The sequence below is a fragment of the Streptomyces sp. SID5785 genome (assembly GCF_009870065.1).
Lineage (GTDB): Bacteria > Actinomycetota > Actinomycetes > Streptomycetales > Streptomycetaceae > Streptomyces.
Genome location: NZ_WWIA01000928.1, coordinates 1 through 19,133, shown reverse-complemented (window position 1 = coordinate 19,133; position 19,133 = coordinate 1). Strand labels below are relative to the sequence as shown.

Below are 19,133 nucleotides of genomic sequence, written 5' to 3'. Positions count from 1 at the left end.
TCCGGGCGCAGGGGAATCACAGAGGTGGGCCCCGTACGTTGAACAACTGCGGGGCCGATGTCGGACCGGACTTGTAGGGTCTGATCATCACGAACGAGCTGTATCTCGAACCGAGCGGGGTGAGCTGGACATGGCAACCAAGGACACCGGCGGCGGGCAGCAGAAGGCGACGCGTTCCACGGAGGAGGTCGAGGAGCAGACCCAGGACGCCGAGGCCTCCGAGGACCTGAAGGAGCGCCAGGAGAAGCTGAGCGACGACGTCGACTCGGTTCTGGACGAGATCGACGACGTGCTCGAGGAGAATGCCGAGGACTTCGTGCGAAGCTTCGTTCAAAAGGGTGGCCAGTAGGCGCGCTCTGCCTTCGAATCGAAGGCCGTGCGGCTGCTGAATGGATTCTGTGCCGAGTGACCCCCGGATGATGTGCCGATGTGCGGCGCGGCCTCTGCCGCGCCGCACACCGCACCCTCCGTACTCCCTCGGCCGCACATGTGGATCACGGCCGACGGACGGGTAGGGTCCGTGACGTACTGTGCTTCAACTGCAATTCGGCCATCGGCAAGTTGGGGGACGATCCCGACATCAACCGTCGAGCCGCCGACTACCTGGAAGGAAACGCGTGGAAGCCAATTCTCGTGGCACCGGGCGTCTACCGGCTGCCTTCCTGACACCCGGTTCGTCCTCCTTCATGGACTTCCTGGCCGAGCACCAGCCCGAAATGCTGCCGGGGAACCGGCAGTTGCCGCCCACCCAGGGCGTCATCGAGGCCCCGCACGGCACGACGATCGTGTCCGTGACCTTCCCCGGCGGCGTCGTGCTCGCCGGTGACCGTCGCGCCACGATGGGCAATGTGATCGCGCAGCGCGACATCGAGAAGGTCTTCCCGGCGGACGAGTACTCGGCCGTCGGCATCGCCGGCACCGCGGGCCTCGCGGTGGAGATGGTGAAGCTCTTCCAGCTCGAGCTCGAGCACTTCGAGAAGGTCGAGGGCGCCCAGCTCTCCCTGGAGGGCAAGGCGAACCGGCTCTCCACGATGATCCGGTCGAACCTGGGCATGGCGATGCAGGGCCTCGCGGTCGTGCCGCTGTTCGCCGGGTTCGACGTCGACCGTGCGAAGGGGCGCATCTTCTCGTACGACGTGACGGGCGGCCGCAGCGAGGAGCACGGGTACGCCGCGACCGGGTCCGGTTCGGTGTTCGCACGCGGGGCGATGAAGAAGCTCTACCGCGACGACCTGACGGAGGAGCAGGCGACGACCCTGGTCGTGCAGGCCCTGTACGACGCGGCCGACGACGACTCGGCGACGGGCGGTCCTGACATGGCCCGCCGGATCTTCCCGATCGTCACGGTGATCACGGAGGACGGATTCCGTCGGCTGGCGGAGGACGAGTCGTCCGCGATCGCCCGCTCGATCCTTGAGCGGCGTCTGGAGCAGCCGGACGGCCCGCGGGCCGCACTGCTGTGAGTCCTGCCCGGTCCGCCGGGTCGCCCAGTTCACCGAGTCACTGACAGAAAGGGACGGATAGCCGGTGTCGACGCCGTTCTATGTCTCTCCCCAGCAGGCGATGGCCGACCGCGCGGAGTACGCGCGCAAGGGCATCGCACGTGGTCGCAGCCTGGTCGTGCTGCAGTATGCCGATGGCATCGTGTTCGTCGGCGAGAACCCGTCCCGAGCCCTGCACAAGTTCAGCGAGATCTACGACCGGATCGGCTTCGCGGCCGCCGGCAAGTACAACGAGTACGAGAACCTCCGGATCGGCGGCGTCCGCTACGCGGATCTGCGCGGATACACCTACGACCGCGACGATGTGACGGCGCGTGGTCTGGCCAACGTGTACGCGCAGACGCTGGGCACCATCTTCTCCAGCGCGGGCGAGAAGCCGTACGAGGTGGAGCTGGTCGTCGCCGAGGTGGGGGAGTCCGCCGAGGGGGACCAGATCTACCGGCTGCCGCATGACGGTTCGATCGTCGACGAGCACGGCTCGGTGGCGGTCGGTGGCAACGCGGAGCAGATCAGCAGCTTCCTCGACCAGCGGCACCAGGACGGCATGTCGCTGTCCGAGGCGCTGAAGCTCGCGGTGCAGGCGCTGTCGCGGGACACCAACGGGAGCGAGCGGGAGATCCCCGCCGAGCGTCTCGAGGTGGCGGTCCTGGACCGGACACGGCCGCAGCAGCGGAAGTTCAAGCGGATCGCCGGACGGCAGCTGGAGCGGCTGCTCACCGCGGAGGGCGCGGCCGAGGTGTCACGGGCGGCGTCCGAGGCGGTGTCCGACGACACGTCCTCCGACAGCGACCGTGACGCGGAAGCCGGTTCCGACGACGGGTCCGGCGCGGCGGAGTAGTCGGAGGAGTGGTCCGTGGGTGTGCCCCGGCCGGTCGTGGACCGGTCGGGGCACACCTGTGTCAGGGGGCCGTGCGCGGTGGTGGCGCGGTGGAGCCGCGGACGACGAGGCGGACCGGCAGCGCGGAGGTGTCCGGGGTGCGCCGGTCGAGGACGGCGAGGAGGGCGGCCATGCCGCGGGCGCCGAACTCCTCGGCGGGCAGCCGCACCGTGGTGAGTTCGGGTTCGAGGGCGGTGGCGAGCGAGAGGTCGTCGAAGCCGGTGACCGAGAGGTCGTCGGGGATGCGCAGACCCGCTCGACGGGCGGCCTTGTAGGCCCCGGCGGCGAGTTTGTCGTCGTCGCAGACGATCGCCGTGGGTGGTGTGAGGCCGCTGGTGCGCAGGGCGCGGTCGGTGGCGTGCTGGGCGTCCTCGACGGTGAGCGGGCAGCGGACGGTGCGCAGGGTGGTGCCGGGCCGGCCGCGGGTGCGGGCGGACAGTTCGCGGGCGCGCTCGTCGAACGTCCAGGAGTCGACGGCCGAGGCGAGGTGCAGGAAGTCGCGGTGGCCGAGGCCCAGGAGGTGGTCGGTGAGCTGGCGCACGCCGTCGGTGAGGTCGAGGTTGACGGTGGTGGTGGCCGGATCGCCGGGGTCGCTGTCGAGCATGACCAGCGGCAGATCGTCACCGCGCAGGGTGGTGACGGCGTCGGCCGCCATGGAGGAGGCCAGGATGCCGTCGAGGGCCGCGCGCGAGGAGGGGAAGGGGTCGCGGGCGGGCCCGGTTCCCTCGGGCGAGGGGTAGAGCACCACCCCGAAGTCGTGCGCGGCGGCGACGCGGGCCGCGCCCGTGTAGACGCCGGCGAAGAACTCGTTGGTGAGCGCGGGGACGACGAGCAGGGCCGTGCGGGTGCGGCCGAGCCGCAGGTTGCGGGCGGCGAGGTTGGGCCGGTAACCGAGCCGGCGGGCGGCGTCCCGGACGCGCTCCGCGGTGGCGGGGGCGACGCGGCCGCGCCATTTGTCGCCCATGACGAGGGAGACGGCGGCCTGCGAGACGCCCGCCGCGCGGGCCACGTCCCGGCTGGTGGGGCGGGTGGCCGCCGTGCCGTCGGTGCCGCTGGTCACTGGTGCCTCCGTGTCGTTCCTGCTCCGGTGCCCGACGGTATCGGGTGGCTGTCGGGGGCGGGCGCGTGGTACGTATGACGACGCGACGTTATACGTAAAACGTGAGGGGGCGGGTCGATGGCCGCGGGGTACGCGGAGATCCTCAGGGCGCGGCACGCGATGAGGCTGTTGTCGGGCACGCTGGTGGGCCGGCTGCCGAACGCGACGGCGGCGATCGCCATCGTCCTGTTCGTCCGGGACGAAGGCGGCACCTACAGCCTCGCGGGTGCGCTGGCCGCGGTGTACGGCGTGGCGAACGCGGTCGGGCAGCCCCTGCTCGGGCGCCTGGTCGACCTGCGCGGACAGCCGCGCGTCCAGCTGCCCGCGGCGGTCCTGTCCGCGCTGGCGATGACGGCCTTCGCGCTGGTGGGCACCGGGTCGCTCGTGGCGGCGTACGCCGCGGTGGCGGCCGCCGGACTGTGCACACCGCCGCTGGAGGGCGGACTGCGCGCCCTGTGGCCGAGCGTGCTGCCGCGCGCCGACCAGGTGCACGTCGCCTACGCGATGGACGCCATCGCCCAGGAGGTCATGTTCACCGTCGGACCGCTCCTGGTGACCGTGTGCGTGTCCCTGTGGTCGGCGCAGGCGGCCCTGGTGGTCCTCAACGTCGTCGGGGTGCTCGGCGCCCTGTCGGTGGTCATGTCCGCACCCTCGCGCACGTGGCGCTCCGCGCCCCGCGAGGCCCACTGGCTCGGTGCGCTGCGCTCCCCGGGCCTGCTCGCGCTCCTGTCGGCGTTCCTGTTCGTCGGCCTCGCGCTCGGCTCGATCACGGTCGCCGGCGTCTCCTACGGGGACGAGCACGGCGGCGACGCGGTCTACGGCTGGATGATGGCCGCACTCGGGCTCGGCGCACTGGTGGGCGGCACCGTCTACGGCGCGCGGCAGTGGAGTGGCGCCCCCGAGCGGCGACTTCGGGGGCTGGTGGCGCTCCTCGCGCTGTTCTACGCGCCGTTGGCGCTGATGCCCGGTCCGGTGGCCATGGTGGCGCTCTCGGCGCTCGCCGGTGTGTTCCTCGCGCCGTGCATCGCCTGTGCGTTCATCGTCGTGGACCGGCACGCCCCGCAGGGCACCGTGACGGAGGCGTTCTCCTGGCTCGTGACGACGTTCACGGTCGGCGGCAGCGTGGGCACGGCGGTCGCCGGCCCGGTCGTGGAGTGGGGCGGTACGCGCGCGGGTTTCGTCGTGCCGGCCGCGACGGGCGCGGTCGCGCTGGTCGTGCTGCTGGCCACCGGGCGGGTCCTCGGGCCACCGCACGCGTCCGGGCGTGTCGCCCTCTCATCGGAAAATGATCCGAACCGTGCTGTCGAACCCCGTTTCAGCTCGGGTGATCGGGCGTAATGTTCAGTCATGGACCGCCGCATTTTCGGGCTGGAGAACGAGTACGGCGTCACATGCACGTTCAGGGGACAGCGCCGCCTGTCTCCTGACGAGGTGGCGCGGTACCTCTTCCGCCGTGTCGTGTCATGGGGCCGCAGCAGCAATGTCTTTCTGCGGAACGGCGCTCGCCTCTATCTGGACGTGGGTTCGCATCCGGAATACGCAACACCTGAATGCGACAACGTGACCGAGCTGGTCACCCACGACAAAGCGGGCGAGCGCATTCTGGAAGGCCTGCTCGTCGACGCCGAACGCCGCCTGCACGAGGAGGGCATCGCAGGCGACGTCTATCTGTTCAAGAACAACACCGACTCGGCGGGAAACTCCTACGGCTGCCACGAGAATTACCTGGTGGCGCGGCACGGGGAGTTCTCGCGACTCGCGGACATTCTCATCCCCTTCCTGGTCACCCGTCAGCTGCTGTGCGGCGCGGGCAAGGTGCTGCAGACCCCGCGCGGCGCCGTGTACTGCGTGAGCCAGCGCGCCGAGCACATCTGGGAGGGCGTCAGTTCCGCGACGACCCGCTCCCGGCCGATCATCAACACCCGGGACGAGCCGCACGCCGACGCGGAGCGCTACCGCAGGCTGCACGTCATCGTCGGCGACTCGAACATGTCCGAGACGACCATGCTGCTCAAGGTCGGCGCCACCGACCTCGTGCTGCGCATGATCGAGGCGGGCACGGTGATGCGCGACCTGACCCTGGAGAACCCGATCCGGGCGATCCGCGAGGTCAGCCACGACATCACCGGCCGCCGCAAGGTCCGCCTGGCCAGCGGTCGCGAGGCCTCCGCCCTGGAGGTCCAGCGCGAGTACTACGAGAAGGCCGTGGACTTCTGCGAGCGCCGGGGCATCCGCACCGGCACGGTTGAGCAGGTCCTCGAGCTGTGGGGCCGCACGCTGGACGCGATCGAGGAGGAGGACCTCGACCGGATCGGCACCGAGATCGACTGGGTCATGAAGTACAAGCTCATCGAGCGGTACCGGGCCAAGCACAACATGACCATGTCCCACCCGCGGGTCGCGCAGATAGACCTCGCCTACCACGACATCCACCGGCGTCGTGGCCTCTACTACCTCCTGGAGAAGAAGGGCCAGGCCACGCGGATCTGCAACGACCTGAAGATCTTCGAGGGCAAGTCCGTGCCGCCGCAGACCACGCGTGCGAGGCTGCGCGGCGACTTCATCCGCAGGGCCCAGGAACAGCGCCGTGACTTCACGGTGGACTGGGTCCACCTCAAGTTGAACGACCAGGCGCAGCGCACCGTGCTCTGCAAGGACCCGTTCCGCAGTGTGGACGACCGGGTGGAGAAGCTGATCGCCGGTATGTAGCACCGGCCGGGACGCCCGCAGAAGCGTTCGGACCGTCCGGCGAGGGGCCCCGTGCGAATCATTCGTACGGGGCCCTTGCGCTGCCCGTGGCACAGTTGCGGAAGGGCCTAGAGTGGCCGGACCGTATTCGAGCGACTTGAGGATCACTGTGCGACGGCGACTTGCAGCTCTACTGATCGTGCCGGCACTGGCGCTGACCGCGGCGGCCTGCGGGAGCGACGACGGCAAGAAGGATTCTGCGGACAAGGCGGACTCCTCGACGGCGCCGAAGTCGGCGGAGGTCCCCAAGGCGGTCGACACGGCCGCCCCGATGCCGAAGGTCGCCGGAGACCCCGGCAAGAAGGCCTCGATCACGGTGCCCAAGGGCGACCCGAGCGGCAAGTTCGTCGTGCACACGCTGTCCGAGGGCGACGGCGCCGAGGTCAAGAAGAACGACCTGGTGACCATGAACTTCACGGGCAAGGTCTGGAAGGGCGGCAAGGACCTCGGCACCACGTACGGCAAGCAGGGCGGCGGTGACCAGATGGTGACCGCCGGTGCGGAGGGCCAGCTGCCCGCGTTCGCGCAGGCCGTGGTGGGGCAGAAGGAGGGCAGCCGGGTGCTCGTCGTGGCACCGCCGGCGGCCGGCTTCGGCAGCCAGGGCAACCCGCAGGCGGGCGTCGCCGGCACCGACACGCTGGTCTTCGCCGTGGACGTCGGCAAGGTCGTCCCGAAGAAGGTCGAGGGCAAGCAGGCCGCGATCCCGTCCGACCTGCCGCAGATCAAGGCGGACGAGGAGGCCCCGGCGACGATCTCCGTCCCGAAGAGCGACCCGCCGAAGAAGCTCGTCGACCAGGTGCTGATCAAGGGCAAGGGCGCCGAGGTCAAGAACGGCCAGACGGTCAGCATGCAGTACAGCGGCGCGGCCTGGAAGCTCAACGAGGGCAAGGACAAGGCCGAGCTGTTCGACTCCTCCTGGAAGCGCGGCGGCCAGCCGTTCTCCACGGTCATCGGCCAGGGTCAGGTCATCCCGGGCTGGGACAAGGGCATCGTCGGCAAGCACGTCGGTGACCGCGTCCTGCTGGTGATCCCGCCGGAGCAGGCCTACGGCGACAAGGACCAGGGCAAGACCCTCCCGGCCAACTCCACGCTCGTCTTCGTCGTGGACATCCTCGCCGCCCACTGACCCGCGCGGACGCCGGGGAGTGGCAGACTGTCCCGGTTGTCCGACAGCCAACCAGCAGGAGCACTTCACGTGAGCATCGACAAGCCCGAGGTCGACTTCCCGGTCGGCGAGCCGCCGGCGGACCTCCAGATCAAGGACATCTGGGAGGGCGACGGCGCCGTGGCCAAGGCCGGCGACTTCGTCAAGGTCCACTACGTGGGCGTGGCCTTCTCCACCGGCGAGGAGTTCGACGCCTCCTGGAACCGCGGCAACCCGCTGGAGTTCCAGCTCGGTGCCGGCCAGGTCATCGCGGGCTGGGACCAGGGCGTGCAGGGCATGAAGGTCGGCGGCCGTCGTGAGCTGACGATCCCGTCGCACCTCGCGTACGGCGAGCGCGGCGCCGGTGGCGGCCGCATCGCCCCGGGCGAGACGCTGATCTTCGTCTGCGACCTCGTCGCGGTCTGAGCAGCAGCAGCCCCCGCAGGACGGCGGCCCGAGCGGCCGCGGAAGGGCCCGTGCCGAACGGCACGGGCCCTTCCGGCGTTCCGTGCGCTCTCGTCCGCTCTGCCGGTGCTTTGCCCCTGGCTTTTGCCGCGACACCCCGGGGCGGTACGGTCGACGACACCGAGGGAGCGCGCGGGGAGCCTCCGGGGAAGAAAGGGCGTCGATGGCCATTGCCAAGGCCGAGCGGCTGATGAATCTGGCGCTGTGTCTGCTCGGGACGCGCCGTCCGCTCAGCAAGCGGGAGCTGCGGGGTTCCATCGAGGCCTACCTGGAGGCGGGCAGCGACGACTCGTTCAACCGCATGTTCGAGCGGGACAAGGACGATCTGCGCGAGCTGGGTCTGGTCATCGAGACCGTGGAGAACCTGGACGGAGACGTCGGCTACCAGGCCCGCCGCGACAGCAACCGGCTGCCGCCCGTCACCCTCGACGCCGAGGAGGCCGCGGCACTCGGCCTCGCCGCCAAGGTCTGGCAGCAGGCCCGCCTCGCCGGCGCCGCCAGCGGCGCCCTGCAGAAGCTGCGCGCGGCCGGCATGCCCGAGGACGTCGACCCGTACGAGCCGCACGGTGCGCTCGAACCCCGCATCCCCGTGCGCGAGGCGTCCTTCGAACCGCTGATGCTGGCCTGCCGCGACCGCCGCCCCGTCGTCTTCGACTACCGCAAGGCCAACGCGGCGCGCCCCGAGCAGCGCCAGGTCGAACCTTGGGCCCTGGAGTGCTGGCGCGGCCACTGGTACCTGGCCGGCTGGGACCGTGACCGGGAGGCCGAGCGCGTCTTCCGGCTCTCCCGCATCACCGGCAAGGTCCGCTCGCGCGCCGGCCGCTTCAAGGCGACCGTGCCCGACGTCGTGACCGTGCGCGAGACCGTCGCGAGCTGGGCGGGGGAGACCGCCGACCGCTCGGCCCTGATCCGGCTGCGGGCCGGCGCCGGCTACCCGCTGCGCTCGCGCGCCGCCGCGGTGCGCGACCTGGGCGACGGCTGGGACGAGGTCGAGATCCCGTACGGGCACGGACTGGACGCCTGGCTCGTGGAGTTCGGCCCCGACGTGGTCGTCCTCGAGCCCGCCGAGCTGCGGGCCGACGTCGTGGACCGGCTGCGCGCCGTGGCCAAGGGCTGAGGGGGAGCGACAGACATGGCTGCCAACGCCATCGACCAGACCCGGCGGATGCTGTCCCTGGTGACGTATCTGCGTGAGCGTCCCGGCGCGCACGTCAGCGACGTCGCGCGGGCCTTCGGCATCACCGAGGACGAGCTGATCGCCGACCTGGACGTGCTGCCCCTGTGCGGCACCAGCTTCCGCGGCGGCGACCTCCTCGACATCGACACCGACGGCGACCGCATCTGGTGGCACAACCCGGCCGCGCTCTCCGCGGAGGCGGCCGAGCCGCTGCGCCTGGCCGCCGACGAGGCGACCGCGCTCCTCGTCGCCGCGCGCGCGGTGGCGACCCTGCCGGGCCTGCGCGAGAGCGACCGGCTCGCGCTGCTGCGGGCGACGGCGAAGCTCGAGACCGCGGCCGGCGAGGTCGCGAGCGCCAGCGCCCGGCTGAACGTGACCTTCGAGTCCGAGGGCGGCGTCTTCGCCGACGTCGACCGGGCGATCTCCGAGCGGCGCCGGCTCTGGATCCGCTACTACTCGCCCGCGCGCGACGAGGTCACCGAGCGCGAGATCGACCCGATCCGGCTCGTCAGCATCGGCCACACCTATGTCGAGGCCTGGTGCCGCCGCTCCGAGGCGCGCCGCACGTTCCGGCTGGACCGGGTCGCCGAGATCCGGGTCATGGACGAGGCGGCCGCGCCGCCCGAGGTCGAGCTGCGCGACCTGTCCGAGGCGCTCGTGCAGCCCGCGGCCGAGGACCCCGAGGTCGTCGTCGAGGTCGGGCCCGGCGGGCGCTGGGTCGCCGAGTACTACCCGCACGACAGCGCCGAGGAGCTGCCCGACGGAGGCCTGCGGATCACGCTGCGCACTCCCGACCCGTCCTCGCTGCGGCGGCTCGCGCTGCGGCTCGGCCGGGACGGGCACATCGAGGCGCCGGCCGACCTCGCCGACAGCGCGCGCGATGCGGCACGCGAGGCGCTCGCCGCGTACGAGAGATGACGCGCGCGGGATCACGCGCGCACATGTGATGTTCGCCGCATCAGGTGCGGTTCAGGGCGAAGACGGACGAGAAGGGCGTGAGGTGGCCGACATGGCGGGAGCGACCGGGCTGACGGGCGTCTCCGGAATAGCCGCGATGGCGGGGATCGCCGCCCCCGTCGTCTTCCGGGCCGCCTGCCCGCACTGCCGGGCCGGGTTCGAACTCGCCGCGTCCGCGCTCCGCCTGGTGATCGGCGGCAGCCGCCGCACCACCTTCTACTCCTTCACCTGCCCCGAGTGCACGACCTCGGTGCGCAAGCCGGCCGGCGAGCGCATCGTCGAACTCCTCACCGACGGCGGGGTCCGCACGCTGCGCCTCCACCAGACCGTCTAGGCTCGGCGCATGTTCTGGGCGATGCTGGCGGTGGCCGTGGGGTTCGTGGGACTCGCCGTCCTGGCGGTCCTCGCGATCAGGGTGTTCGTCGAGGCGCAGCGGCTGAGCCGGCAGGTCGCCGACACGACACAGCGGATCAATCGCGCCGCGGAGGAGCTGGAGCGGGCCGCAGTGGGCGTCGCGAAGGCCGGTGGCGACGCCGTCTGACGGCGTGTCGGACCCGGTGGGCGCCCGATGACCATGGAAAGCGCTTTACCGCCGCGGCCTGTCGGTCTGCCGGGTTCGCCGGGTACGCTCCTGTACGCGGCCCGGGAGTGAGGCGCGGGCCGCAAGCGGGAGTACGCACGGGGATTGCCCCGTGTTCACCCCCGCGGGATACGATCGCTGCCAGCACGGTGGTCGGACAACAGTCCGAAGTCCGGCCGGTACCGGCAGACCCGCCCCTGCCGCCTCAGTGAGAAGGTAATCAGTATGTTCGGAAAGCTCGGCGCACCCGAGATCATCCTGATCCTCGTCGTGATCATCCTGCTGTTCGGCGCGAAGAAGCTTCCGGACATGGCGCGCTCGCTGGGCAAGTCGGCCCGCATCCTCAAGAGCGAGGCCAAGGCGATGAAGAGCGAGGGCAACAACAACGCCGCCGCTCCGGCCGACCCGCCCGCCCAGGACGAGTCGGGTCAGGCGCCGCGGACGATCCAGGCCGCCCCCGGTGACGTGACCAGCTCGCGCCCGGTGACCGAGCCGACGAACACGACGAAGAGCTGATCAAGAGCTGACCCAAGGCCGCCCCGTCTCGGCGGCCTGCCGCACGAGATGAGGACGTGGGTTGCTCAAGACTGCCCGCAAGCAGGAGAAGGACCCCGAGGGCCGGATGCCGCTCTCGGATCACCTGCGAGAGCTTCGTAATCGGCTGGCGAAGGCGCTGCTCGCCGTTGTCGCCATCACGATCGTCGCTGCGTTCTTCTACAACGACATCATCGATCTGATCACCAAGCCGATCCTCGACTCGGTCGGCTGTGACCAGACGTTCTCGCAGCTGGCCCAGGTGAAGAAGGAACCGTGCGCGGCCATCACCATCAACGGTCTGCTGGCACCCTTCACGCTGGCCCTGAAGATCTCGCTGATGGCGGGCATCGTGTTCGCCTCGCCGGTCTGGCTCTACCAGCTGTGGGGCTTCATCGCGCCCGGACTGCACCGGCACGAGAAGAAGTACGCCTACGGCTTCGTGGGCACCGGCGTGCCGCTCTTCCTGGCCGGCGCCTACTTCGCGTACGCGGTGCTGCCCACCACGGCGAAGGTCCTGATCGGCTTCACCCCGGGCAACGCGTCCAACCTGCTGCCCCTCGACGACCTGCTCGATCTCGTGACGCGCATGGTCATCGTCTTCGGACTCTCCTTCGAGCTGCCGCTGCTGCTGGTCTTCCTCAACCTCATCGGGGCGATCACCGGCAAGCGCATGCTCGGCTGGTGGCGGGCGATGATCATGGGCATCACGGTCTTCGCGGCGATCGCCACGCCGAGCACGGACCCGCTGTCCATGCTGGCGCTGGCCGCGCCGATCTGGGTGCTGTACTTCGCGGCGACCGTCTTCTCGCTGCTCAACGACAAGCGCAGGCGGCGCAACAACCCGGACGCGGACCTCGACGACGACGAGGCCTCCGACCTGGATCTGACGCCCGAGAGCGTCAGCGCGAGCCGGGCCCCGCTGCCCGAGCAGTCCACCGGCGACCAGGACCGGATCAACGGTTACGACGATGTGACCTGAGGTAACTGCAGTTCGCGGGCGGGGTCTTGTTATGGTCCGGCCGTGAGCTGCGACATCACCCTCTTCGTCAATCCCACCGCGGGACGCGGCCGGGGCGCACACGCTGCGCAGCCGGCCGCTTCGGCTCTGCGGGCGGCCGGGTTCTCCGTGCGCACGGTCATCGGGGAGGACGCCGACGACGCCCTGGTCCGCGCGCGGGCCGCGGTCGCGGAGGGCACCGGTGCCCTGATCGCCGTCGGCGGGGACGGGCTCGTGAACCTCGCGCTCCAGGCGGTCGCCGGCACCGACACCCCGCTCGGTGTGATCGCGGTCGGCACCGGCAACGACTTCGCGCGCTGCCTCGGTCTGCCGGTCCGCGACCCGGCCGCTGCCGGGACGCTCGTCGCGGGGGCGCTCAAGGACGGCGGCGTCCGCGAGATCGACCTGGGGCGGATCGGCGGCCACTGGTTCGGCACCGTGCTCGCGTGCGGCTTCGACTCCCGGGTGAACGACCGCGGCAACCGGATGCGGCTGCCGCTCGGCCGCTTCAAGTACGACCTGGCGATCGCCCTGGAACTGGCCGCCTTCAAGCCGGTCCCCTTCCGCCTCACCCTCGACGACGGCGCGGTGCGCGAGATCCCCGCCACCCTGGTCGCCGTCGGCAACGGCACCTCCTACGGGGGCGGCATGCTGATGTGCGCCGACGCCCGGCAGGACGACGGACTCTTCGACGTGACCGTCGTCGGCGACTGCTCGCGCGCCACGCTGCTGCGCGTGTTCCCGCGCGTGTACAAGGGCACCCACCTGAGCCATCCCGCGGTCAGCGTGTACCGCGCGCGCCGCGTCGAGCTCGCGGCCCCGGACGTCACCGCGTACGCGGACGGAGAGCCGGTCGGGGCGCTGCCGCTGGCCGCCGAGTGCGTGCCGGGCGCGGTGCGGGTGCTCACCGGGCGGACAGCCGCCGGGGAAGGCCTTGCCGGATAATGATCGTCCGATGTCAGTGACGGCCGGTAGGCTCGAACGCACGATGACAGAGGACCTCTCACCGGCCGAGCGGTACGCGGCATCCCGTAAGCGGGCCGCCGAGCAGGCCACCGCGCTCGCGTCCTTCCGCGAGATGTACGACTTCGGTCTCGACCCCTTTCAGATCGAGGCCTGCCAGGCGCTGGAGGACGGCAAGGGCGTCCTGGTGGCGGCGCCCACCGGCTCCGGCAAGACGATCGTCGGCGAGTTCGCCGTGCACCTCGCCCTGCTCCAGGGCAAGAAGTGCTTCTACACGACACCCATCAAGGCGCTGTCGAACCAGAAGTACCAGGACCTCGCCAAGCGGTACGGCTCCGACAAGGTCGGCCTGCTGACCGGCGACAACAGTGTGAACAGCGACGCACCGATCGTCGTCATGACCACCGAGGTCCTGAGGAACATGCTGTACGCGGGCTCCCGCGCGCTGCTGGGCCTCGGGTACGTGGTCATGGACGAGGTGCACTACCTGTCCGACCGCTTCCGCGGCGCCGTCTGGGAAGAGGTGATCATCCACCTCCAGGAGTCGGTCACGCTCGTCTCCCTGTCGGCCACGGTGTCCAACGCGGAGGAGTTCGGCGACTGGCTCGACACGGTGCGCGGCGACACGCAGGTGATCGTCTCCGAGCACCGGCCGGTCCCGCTGTTCCAGCACGTGCTCGCCGGGCGCCGGATGTACGACCTCTTCGAGGAGGGCGAGGGCCACAAGAAGGCGGTCAATCCGGACCTGACGCGGATGGCGCGCATGGAGGCGAGCCGCCCCTCCTACCAGGACCGGCGGCGCGGGCGCTCCCTGCGCGAGGCGGACCGCGAGCGGGAGCGGCGCAGGCGCTCCCGGATCTGGACGCCGGGCCGCCCCGAGGTCATCGACCGGCTGGACGCCGAGGGGCTGCTGCCCGCGATCACCTTCATCTTCAGCCGCGCCGCGTGCGAGGCCGCCGTCCAGCAGTGCCTGTACGCGGGCCTGCGGCTCAACGACGAGGAGGCGCGGGCCACGGTCCGCTCGATCGTCGAGGAGCGCACGGCGTCGATCCCCGACGAGGACCTGCACGTCCTCGGGTACTACGAGTGGCTCGAGGGCCTGGAGCGCGGCATCGCCGCCCACCACGCGGGCATGCTGCCGACCTTCAAGGAGGTCGTCGAGGAGCTCTTCGTGAAGGGCCTGGTCAAGGCGGTCTTCGCGACGGAGACCCTGGCCCTCGGGATCAACATGCCGGCCCGCTCGGTCGTCCTGGAGAAGCTCGTCAAGTGGAACGGGGAGCAGCACGCCGACATCACCCCCGGTGAGTACACGCAGCTGACCGGCCGGGCCGGCCGTCGTGGCATCGATGTCGAGGGCCACGCCGTCGTGCTGTGGCAGCGCGGCTTCAGCCCGGAGCACCTGGCCGGGCTGGCGGGCACCCGCACGTATCCGCTGCGCTCCAGCTTCAAGCCGTCGTACAACATGGCGGTGAACCTGGTCGAGCAGTTCGGCCGGCACCGCTCGCGCGAGCTCCTGGAGACCTCGTTCGCCCAGTTCCAGGCGGACCGGTCGGTCGTCGGCATCTCCCGCCAGGTCCAGAAGAACGAGGAGGGGCTGGAGGGCTACCGGCAGTCCATGACCTGCCACCTCGGGGACTTCGACGCGTACGCGCGCCTGCGCCGTGAGCTCAAGGACCGCGAGACGGAGCTGGCCAAGCAGGGCGCGGCCCAGCGCCGCGTCCAGGCCGCCGCCGCGCTGGAGAAGCTCAAGCCGGGCGACGTGATCCACGTGCCGACCGGCAAGTTCGCGGGTCTCGCGCTCGTGCTCGACCCCGGACTGCCCGCGGGGAGGTCCAACGGGCACCGCGGCTTCGAGTCCCACGACGGCCCCCGCCCGCTGGTGCTCACCGCCGAGCGGCAGGTCAAGCGGCTCGCGTCGATCGACTTCCCGGTGCCCGTCGAGGCGCTGGAGCGCATGCGCATCCCCAAGTCGTTCAACGCACGCTCGCCGCAGTCCCGGCGCGACCTCGCCTCGGCGCTGCGCACGAAGGCCGGCCACATCGTGCCCGACCGGCACAAGAAGGGCCGTGCCCCGGCGGCGGACGACCGCGAGATCGCCCGCCTGCGCGCCGAGCTGCGCGCCCACCCCTGCCACGGCTGCGCCGAGCGCGAGGACCACGCCCGCTGGGCCGAGCGCTATCACCGGCTCAAGCGCGACACGGCACAGCTGGAGCGCCGCATCGAGGGCCGGACGAACACGATCGCCCGCACCTTCGACCGCATCGTCAAGCTGCTGACCGAGATGGACTACCTGCGCGGGGACGAGGTCACCGAGCACGGCAAGCGGCTGGCCCGGCTCTACGGCGAGCTGGACCTGCTGGCCAGCGAGTGCCTGCGCGACGGCGTCTGGGAGGGCCTGGACCCGGCCGAACTGGCAGCGTGCGTCTCGGCGTTGGTCTTCGAGGCGCGGGTCGGCGACGACGCGCTCGCCCCGAAGCTGCCCGCGGGCCGGGCCAAGGCCGCGCTCGGCGAGATGGTCCGCACGTGGGGCCGGCTCGACGCGCTGGAGGAGGACTTCCGGATCAGCCAGACCGAGGGCGTCGGGCAGCGCGAGCCCGATCTCGGCTTCGCCTGGGCCGCGTACCAGTGGGCCTCCGGCAAGGGGCTCGACGAGGTGCTGCGCGAGGCGGAGATGCCGGCGGGCGACTTCGTGCGCTGGTGCAAGCAGGTCATCGACGTGCTCGGGCAGATCGCCGCGGCCGCCCCGACCGAGGGCTCGACGGTCGCGAAGAACGCGCGCAAGGCCGTGGACGGACTGCTGCGCGGCGTCGTCGCGTACTCCTCCGTCGGCTAGCCGACGCCTCGTCACCAGGGCGCCGTCCTCCGGGCGGCGCCCTTTCGCATGCCCGCCGGACACCGGGAATCGCACACCCGGACGTGATCACTCCACGCGTTCGTACGGGAGCTGAGCGTGCAAATGGGAGCGAGTGTATGCCTGCCGCAGGGGTCCGTGCAGGGCCTTGATGAATATGACTCGGCGATGATCCGGTCGGACTAAGCTCGCCCGCGGCGCACCGAGTTGAGATGGATTCGGGCGCTTGTTCCCCTGTGCGCAGATGGTTCGCGTTGATCCCCCGTGCAAAGTGCGCCGAACCTCCGCGAAATCCCCGACCCGATTGTCTTAGAGGGCATACATGGTGAGTGTTCAATCGCCTCCCGGTGGCCGAGAAGTCCCCTACACGCGCGTGCTGTTGCTCCCCGCCATGGTCATGGCCGCCGCCACGGGAGCGGCCGTCGCCGTCGTCACACAGCCCGCCCGCCTCGCGGTCGCCCTGTGCGGTGTGCTCGGCACGCTGCTCGTCGTCGCCGTCGCGGCCGAGGCCGTCCGGCGCGGCCGCATCCTCCAGGGCCTGCGCGCCCAGTACGCCCAGCACGTCGCCGAGCTCGAGGCGCGGGTGGGTGCCCACGAGCAGCTCACGCTGCGCGTCGCCAAGGAAGTCCTGCCGCACGCCCTCTACCGCATGCGCAAGGGCGCCAACCCGCGCGACGCGGTCCGCGACACCTGCGACTCCGAGCCCGCGTTCCGCGACGTCACCCGCGGCGAGCGCGAACTGCTGTACCGCTGTCTGAAGGAGATCGACCGCGAGGCCGCCATGCGGGACGGCGCCCAGCGCTCCTTCGTCTCCGTCGCGCGCCGCGTCCAGGCCATCGTGCACAAGCAGTCCCAGGAACTGCGCGAGATGGAAGAGGACCACGGCCGCAACCCCGAGGTCTTCGACGACCTCCTGCGCATCGACCACGGCACCGCCCTGATCGGCCGGCTCGCCGACTCCGTCACCGTCCTCGGCGGCGCCCGGCCCGGCCGCCAGTGGCCCAAGCCGGTCAAGCTCTACAGCGTGCTGCGCGGCGCCATGTCGCGCATCCTCGAGTACCCGCGCATCGACCTGCACGCCATCTGCGACGTAGCGATCAAGGGCATCCACGTCGAGCCCCTCATCCACGCCTGCGCCGAGCTCCTCGACAACGCGACGCGCTACTCGCCGCCGCAGACCCGGGTGCACGTCACCGCCGTCGAGGTGCAGACCGGTATCGCGATCGAGATCGAGGACGGCGGGGTCAGCCTCGGCGAGGAGCAGCGCGCCCGCGTCGAGAACATGCTGGAGCGCGCCCAGGCCGGCTTCGACCTCAACGACCTCGGCGAGAGCCCCCGACTCGGCCTCGCCATCGTCGGCCGGCTCTGCTCCATGTACGACATGAAGATCTCGCTGCGGCAGTCCGCGTACGGCGGCGTGCGCGCCGTCCTGATCGTGCCGCGCGCGATGATGAGCACCGAGCCCGCGCCCGGCCTGGCCCACGGCATCGGCGCCACCGCCGTGCCCCGCGTCGACCACAACGGCGTACCGGTCAAGGAAGAGCCGCGGCTGAAGAAGACGCGTCGCCCCACCACGGGACCGCGCCCCTCCGCCCCGCTCGTGAGCGCGATGGAGGACGACGTCCCCGTGGTCACCGAATGGCGGGCCAACGGGCTCCCGCAGCGACGGCGCAAGGTCGACACCAAGGTCATCGACAACCAGATCATCGTCACGCCCCGCCATCCCGATCTGTCCGCCCCGCCGCCCGGGGCACCCGCCCCGGCGCCCGCGGCGCCGCTCCCGCCGCAGCAGCAGCCGGAGCACGAGCGGCCCGCACAGCCCGAACCCGGCCTGTGGGTCGAGGCGTTCATGAACGGACTCAAGCCCGGGGCCCCCGGCGCCGGCGAGGACGCGGACAAGCCGGACGACGCCTACAACCAGCAGGTCGACGAGGGAGACCGCCAGTGATCCAGCAACGGGCCAACTTCGACTGGATGCTCAAGGAGCTCGCCGACGGCGTGCCCAACGTGCGCCAGGTGGTGGTGCTCTCCGCGGACGGCCTGCGCATCGCCCGGTACGGCGGCGACCCCGACGCGGCGGACCGGATCGCCGCCGCGTGCGCGGGACTCCAGTCGCTGGCCTCGGCCGTCGCCACGGAGATCCCCGACAGCAGCGGCAAGATGAACATGGTCATCATCGAGGTCGACGGCGGCTTCTTCTACCTGATGGCCGCGGGCAAGGGCGCCTATCTCGCCGTCCTCGCCGACCAGTTCGTCGACGCCGGGCTCATCAGCCACCAGATGCGCGACCTCGTCATCCGGATCGGCGCCCACCTGACCAGCCCGCCCCGACGCAACGGCCAGACTGTATGACTCTCCGCCCCCCTGAACCCCCCTTCCGTGAAGAGCCGCCACGGCGTGAGCGCCGTGGCGGGCCGGACGGCAAAGCGCCCGACCCCGAGCGGCTGTACGTGATCACGGGCGGCACCGAGGGCTCCGAGCGCGCCACCCTCGATCTGGTCACCCTGATCGTGACGCGCGCCGAGGCGCCCCCGTCGGCGCCGCCCGAACAGGCCGCCGTCCTGCGGATGTGCCGGACACCCCTGTCCACGGCCGAGATCTCGGCCTACCTCAGTCTGCCGTTCAGCGTGGTCACCGTGCTGCTCGGCGAACTCCTCGCGGCCGAACTGGTCCAGGCGCGCGCGCCCGTCATCCGCGGCGCCGTGGCCGACCGTTCCCTCCTCGAAGCGGTGATGCATGGACTACAGAAGCTCTGACAGCGCGGCCGGCACCGAGACGGTCGTCGGGAGCATGCACCTCCCCGGCCCGCGGGCCGAGGACCGGATGCCCGAGACGGTCACGTCGGCCGTCAAGATCGTGATCGTCGGCGGCTTCGGCGTCGGCAAGACCACCATGGTGGGCTCCGTCAGCGAGATCCGGCCGCTCACCACCGAAGAGACCATGACGCAGGCGGGCATCGGCGTCGACGACAACTACGGCTCGGAGACCAAGACCGCCACCACGGTGGCGATGGACTTCGGCCGCATCAGCATCACCGAAGAGCTGGTCCTCTACCTTTTCGGCACGCCCGGCCAGGAGCGCTTCTGGTTCCTGTGGAACGGGCTGTTCGAGGGGGCGCTCGGCGCGGTCGTGCTCATCGACACCCGGCGCCTCGAGGTCAGCTTCGACGTGATCGGGCGCCTGGAGGAGCGCGGCGTGCCCTTCGTCATCGCCAACAACGCCTTCCCGGACGGCCA

The 19,133-nt window shown here is 71.0% G+C and carries 21 protein-coding genes; 20 read left to right on the top strand and 1 reads right to left on the bottom strand.

The window, feature by feature from the left end; translation table 11 throughout:
• Window positions 1-130: 130 nt before the first annotated feature.
• The 4 genes from GTW43_RS30340 to prcA all read left to right on the top strand — a co-directional run bounded on the left by GTW43_RS30340 (window position 131) and on the right by prcA (window position 2,340).
• Window positions 131-349 carry a ubiquitin-like protein Pup gene (locus GTW43_RS30340; protein ID WP_161305191.1) on the top strand — a complete coding sequence of 73 codons (219 nt, stop codon included), beginning with the start codon at window positions 131-133 and terminating at the stop codon, window positions 347-349.
• An 80-nt stretch (window positions 350-429) separates the two neighbouring features.
• Window positions 430-666 (top strand): endonuclease domain-containing protein, encoded by a 237-nt coding sequence (locus GTW43_RS30335; RefSeq protein WP_343246164.1) that lies wholly within the window; start codon window positions 430-432, stop codon window positions 664-666.
• Window positions 618-1,463 carry a proteasome subunit beta gene (gene prcB, locus GTW43_RS30330; RefSeq protein WP_161305190.1) on the top strand — a complete coding sequence of 282 codons (846 nt, stop codon included), beginning with the start codon at window positions 618-620 and terminating at the stop codon, window positions 1,461-1,463. Before GTW43_RS30335 ends, prcB begins: the two co-directional genes overlap by 49 nt.
• A 64-nt stretch (window positions 1,464-1,527) precedes the next feature.
• On the top strand, window positions 1,528-2,340 hold the full coding sequence (gene prcA, locus GTW43_RS30325) for a proteasome subunit alpha (RefSeq protein ID WP_161305189.1): 813 nt from the start codon (window positions 1,528-1,530) through the stop codon (window positions 2,338-2,340).
• Window positions 2,341-2,401: 61 nt separating this feature from the next.
• Here prcA and GTW43_RS30320 read toward each other — a convergent pair whose 3' ends face one another.
• Window positions 2,402-3,439 (bottom strand): LacI family DNA-binding transcriptional regulator, encoded by a 1,038-nt coding sequence (locus GTW43_RS30320; protein ID WP_161305188.1) that lies wholly within the window; start codon window positions 3,437-3,439, stop codon window positions 2,402-2,404.
• A 117-nt stretch (window positions 3,440-3,556) separates the two neighbouring features.
• On the opposite strand from GTW43_RS30320, the gene GTW43_RS30315 reads away from it, so the two are divergent.
• The 16 genes from GTW43_RS30315 to GTW43_RS30240 all read left to right on the top strand — a co-directional run.
• Entirely contained in the window at window positions 3,557-4,816 is a 1,260-nt protein-coding gene (locus tag GTW43_RS30315; RefSeq protein WP_161305187.1) for an MFS transporter, read from the top strand.
• Between the two features lie 9 nt (window positions 4,817-4,825).
• A complete protein-coding gene (gene pafA, locus GTW43_RS30310; protein WP_161305186.1) occupies window positions 4,826-6,187 on the top strand; it encodes a Pup--protein ligase in 1,362 nt (453 codons plus the stop codon).
• A gap of 148 nt (window positions 6,188-6,335) precedes the next feature.
• Complete coding sequence (locus GTW43_RS30305) at window positions 6,336-7,352, top strand: FKBP-type peptidyl-prolyl cis-trans isomerase (protein WP_161305185.1); 1,017 nt, start codon at window positions 6,336-6,338, stop codon at window positions 7,350-7,352.
• 69 nt (window positions 7,353-7,421) lie between these two features.
• On the top strand, window positions 7,422-7,796 hold the full coding sequence (locus tag GTW43_RS30300; RefSeq protein WP_161305184.1) for an FKBP-type peptidyl-prolyl cis-trans isomerase: 375 nt from the start codon (window positions 7,422-7,424) through the stop codon (window positions 7,794-7,796).
• Between the two features lie 202 nt (window positions 7,797-7,998).
• Window positions 7,999-8,952 (top strand): WYL domain-containing protein, encoded by a 954-nt coding sequence (locus GTW43_RS30295; RefSeq protein WP_161305183.1) that lies wholly within the window; start codon window positions 7,999-8,001, stop codon window positions 8,950-8,952.
• Window positions 8,953-8,967: 15 nt separating this feature from the next.
• Window positions 8,968-9,930 carry a WYL domain-containing protein gene (locus GTW43_RS30290; protein ID WP_161305182.1) on the top strand — a complete coding sequence of 321 codons (963 nt, stop codon included), beginning with the start codon at window positions 8,968-8,970 and terminating at the stop codon, window positions 9,928-9,930.
• Window positions 9,931-10,021: 91 nt separating this feature from the next.
• A complete protein-coding gene (locus tag GTW43_RS30285) occupies window positions 10,022-10,303 on the top strand; it encodes a hypothetical protein (protein ID WP_202502134.1) in 282 nt (93 codons plus the stop codon).
• Between the two features lie 9 nt (window positions 10,304-10,312).
• Window positions 10,313-10,510 carry a hypothetical protein gene (locus GTW43_RS30280; protein ID WP_161305180.1) on the top strand — a complete coding sequence of 66 codons (198 nt, stop codon included), beginning with the start codon at window positions 10,313-10,315 and terminating at the stop codon, window positions 10,508-10,510.
• Between the two features lie 264 nt (window positions 10,511-10,774).
• A complete protein-coding gene (gene tatA / locus GTW43_RS30275; RefSeq protein WP_161305179.1) occupies window positions 10,775-11,065 on the top strand; it encodes a Sec-independent protein translocase subunit TatA in 291 nt (96 codons plus the stop codon).
• A gap of 61 nt (window positions 11,066-11,126) precedes the next feature.
• Window positions 11,127-12,065 (top strand): twin-arginine translocase subunit TatC, encoded by a 939-nt coding sequence (gene tatC, locus GTW43_RS30270; protein ID WP_202502133.1) that lies wholly within the window; start codon window positions 11,127-11,129, stop codon window positions 12,063-12,065.
• A gap of 42 nt (window positions 12,066-12,107) precedes the next feature.
• Window positions 12,108-13,028, top strand: a complete 921-nt coding sequence (locus GTW43_RS30265) for a diacylglycerol kinase (protein WP_161305178.1) — start codon at window positions 12,108-12,110, stop codon at window positions 13,026-13,028.
• A 43-nt stretch (window positions 13,029-13,071) separates the two neighbouring features.
• On the top strand, window positions 13,072-15,879 hold the full coding sequence (locus GTW43_RS30260) for a DEAD/DEAH box helicase (RefSeq protein WP_202502132.1): 2,808 nt from the start codon (window positions 13,072-13,074) through the stop codon (window positions 15,877-15,879).
• Between the two features lie 340 nt (window positions 15,880-16,219).
• Window positions 16,220-17,845, top strand: coding sequence for a sensor histidine kinase (locus GTW43_RS30255; protein WP_161305176.1), 1,626 nt, complete (start codon window positions 16,220-16,222; stop codon window positions 17,843-17,845).
• Window positions 17,842-18,249 (top strand): roadblock/LC7 domain-containing protein, encoded by a 408-nt coding sequence (locus GTW43_RS30250; protein ID WP_161305175.1) that lies wholly within the window; start codon window positions 17,842-17,844, stop codon window positions 18,247-18,249. The genes GTW43_RS30255 and GTW43_RS30250 overlap by 4 nt, the downstream gene beginning before the upstream one ends.
• The gene (locus GTW43_RS30245) at window positions 18,246-18,653 is read left to right on the top strand and encodes a DUF742 domain-containing protein (RefSeq protein WP_161305174.1); all 408 of its coding nucleotides are present in this window, start codon (window positions 18,246-18,248) and stop codon (window positions 18,651-18,653) included. Before GTW43_RS30250 ends, GTW43_RS30245 begins: the two co-directional genes overlap by 4 nt.
• Before the next feature lie 34 nt (window positions 18,654-18,687).
• Window positions 18,688-19,133: ATP/GTP-binding protein (locus GTW43_RS30240; protein WP_161305192.1), on the top strand; the 446-nt coding region annotated here is incomplete at its 3' end.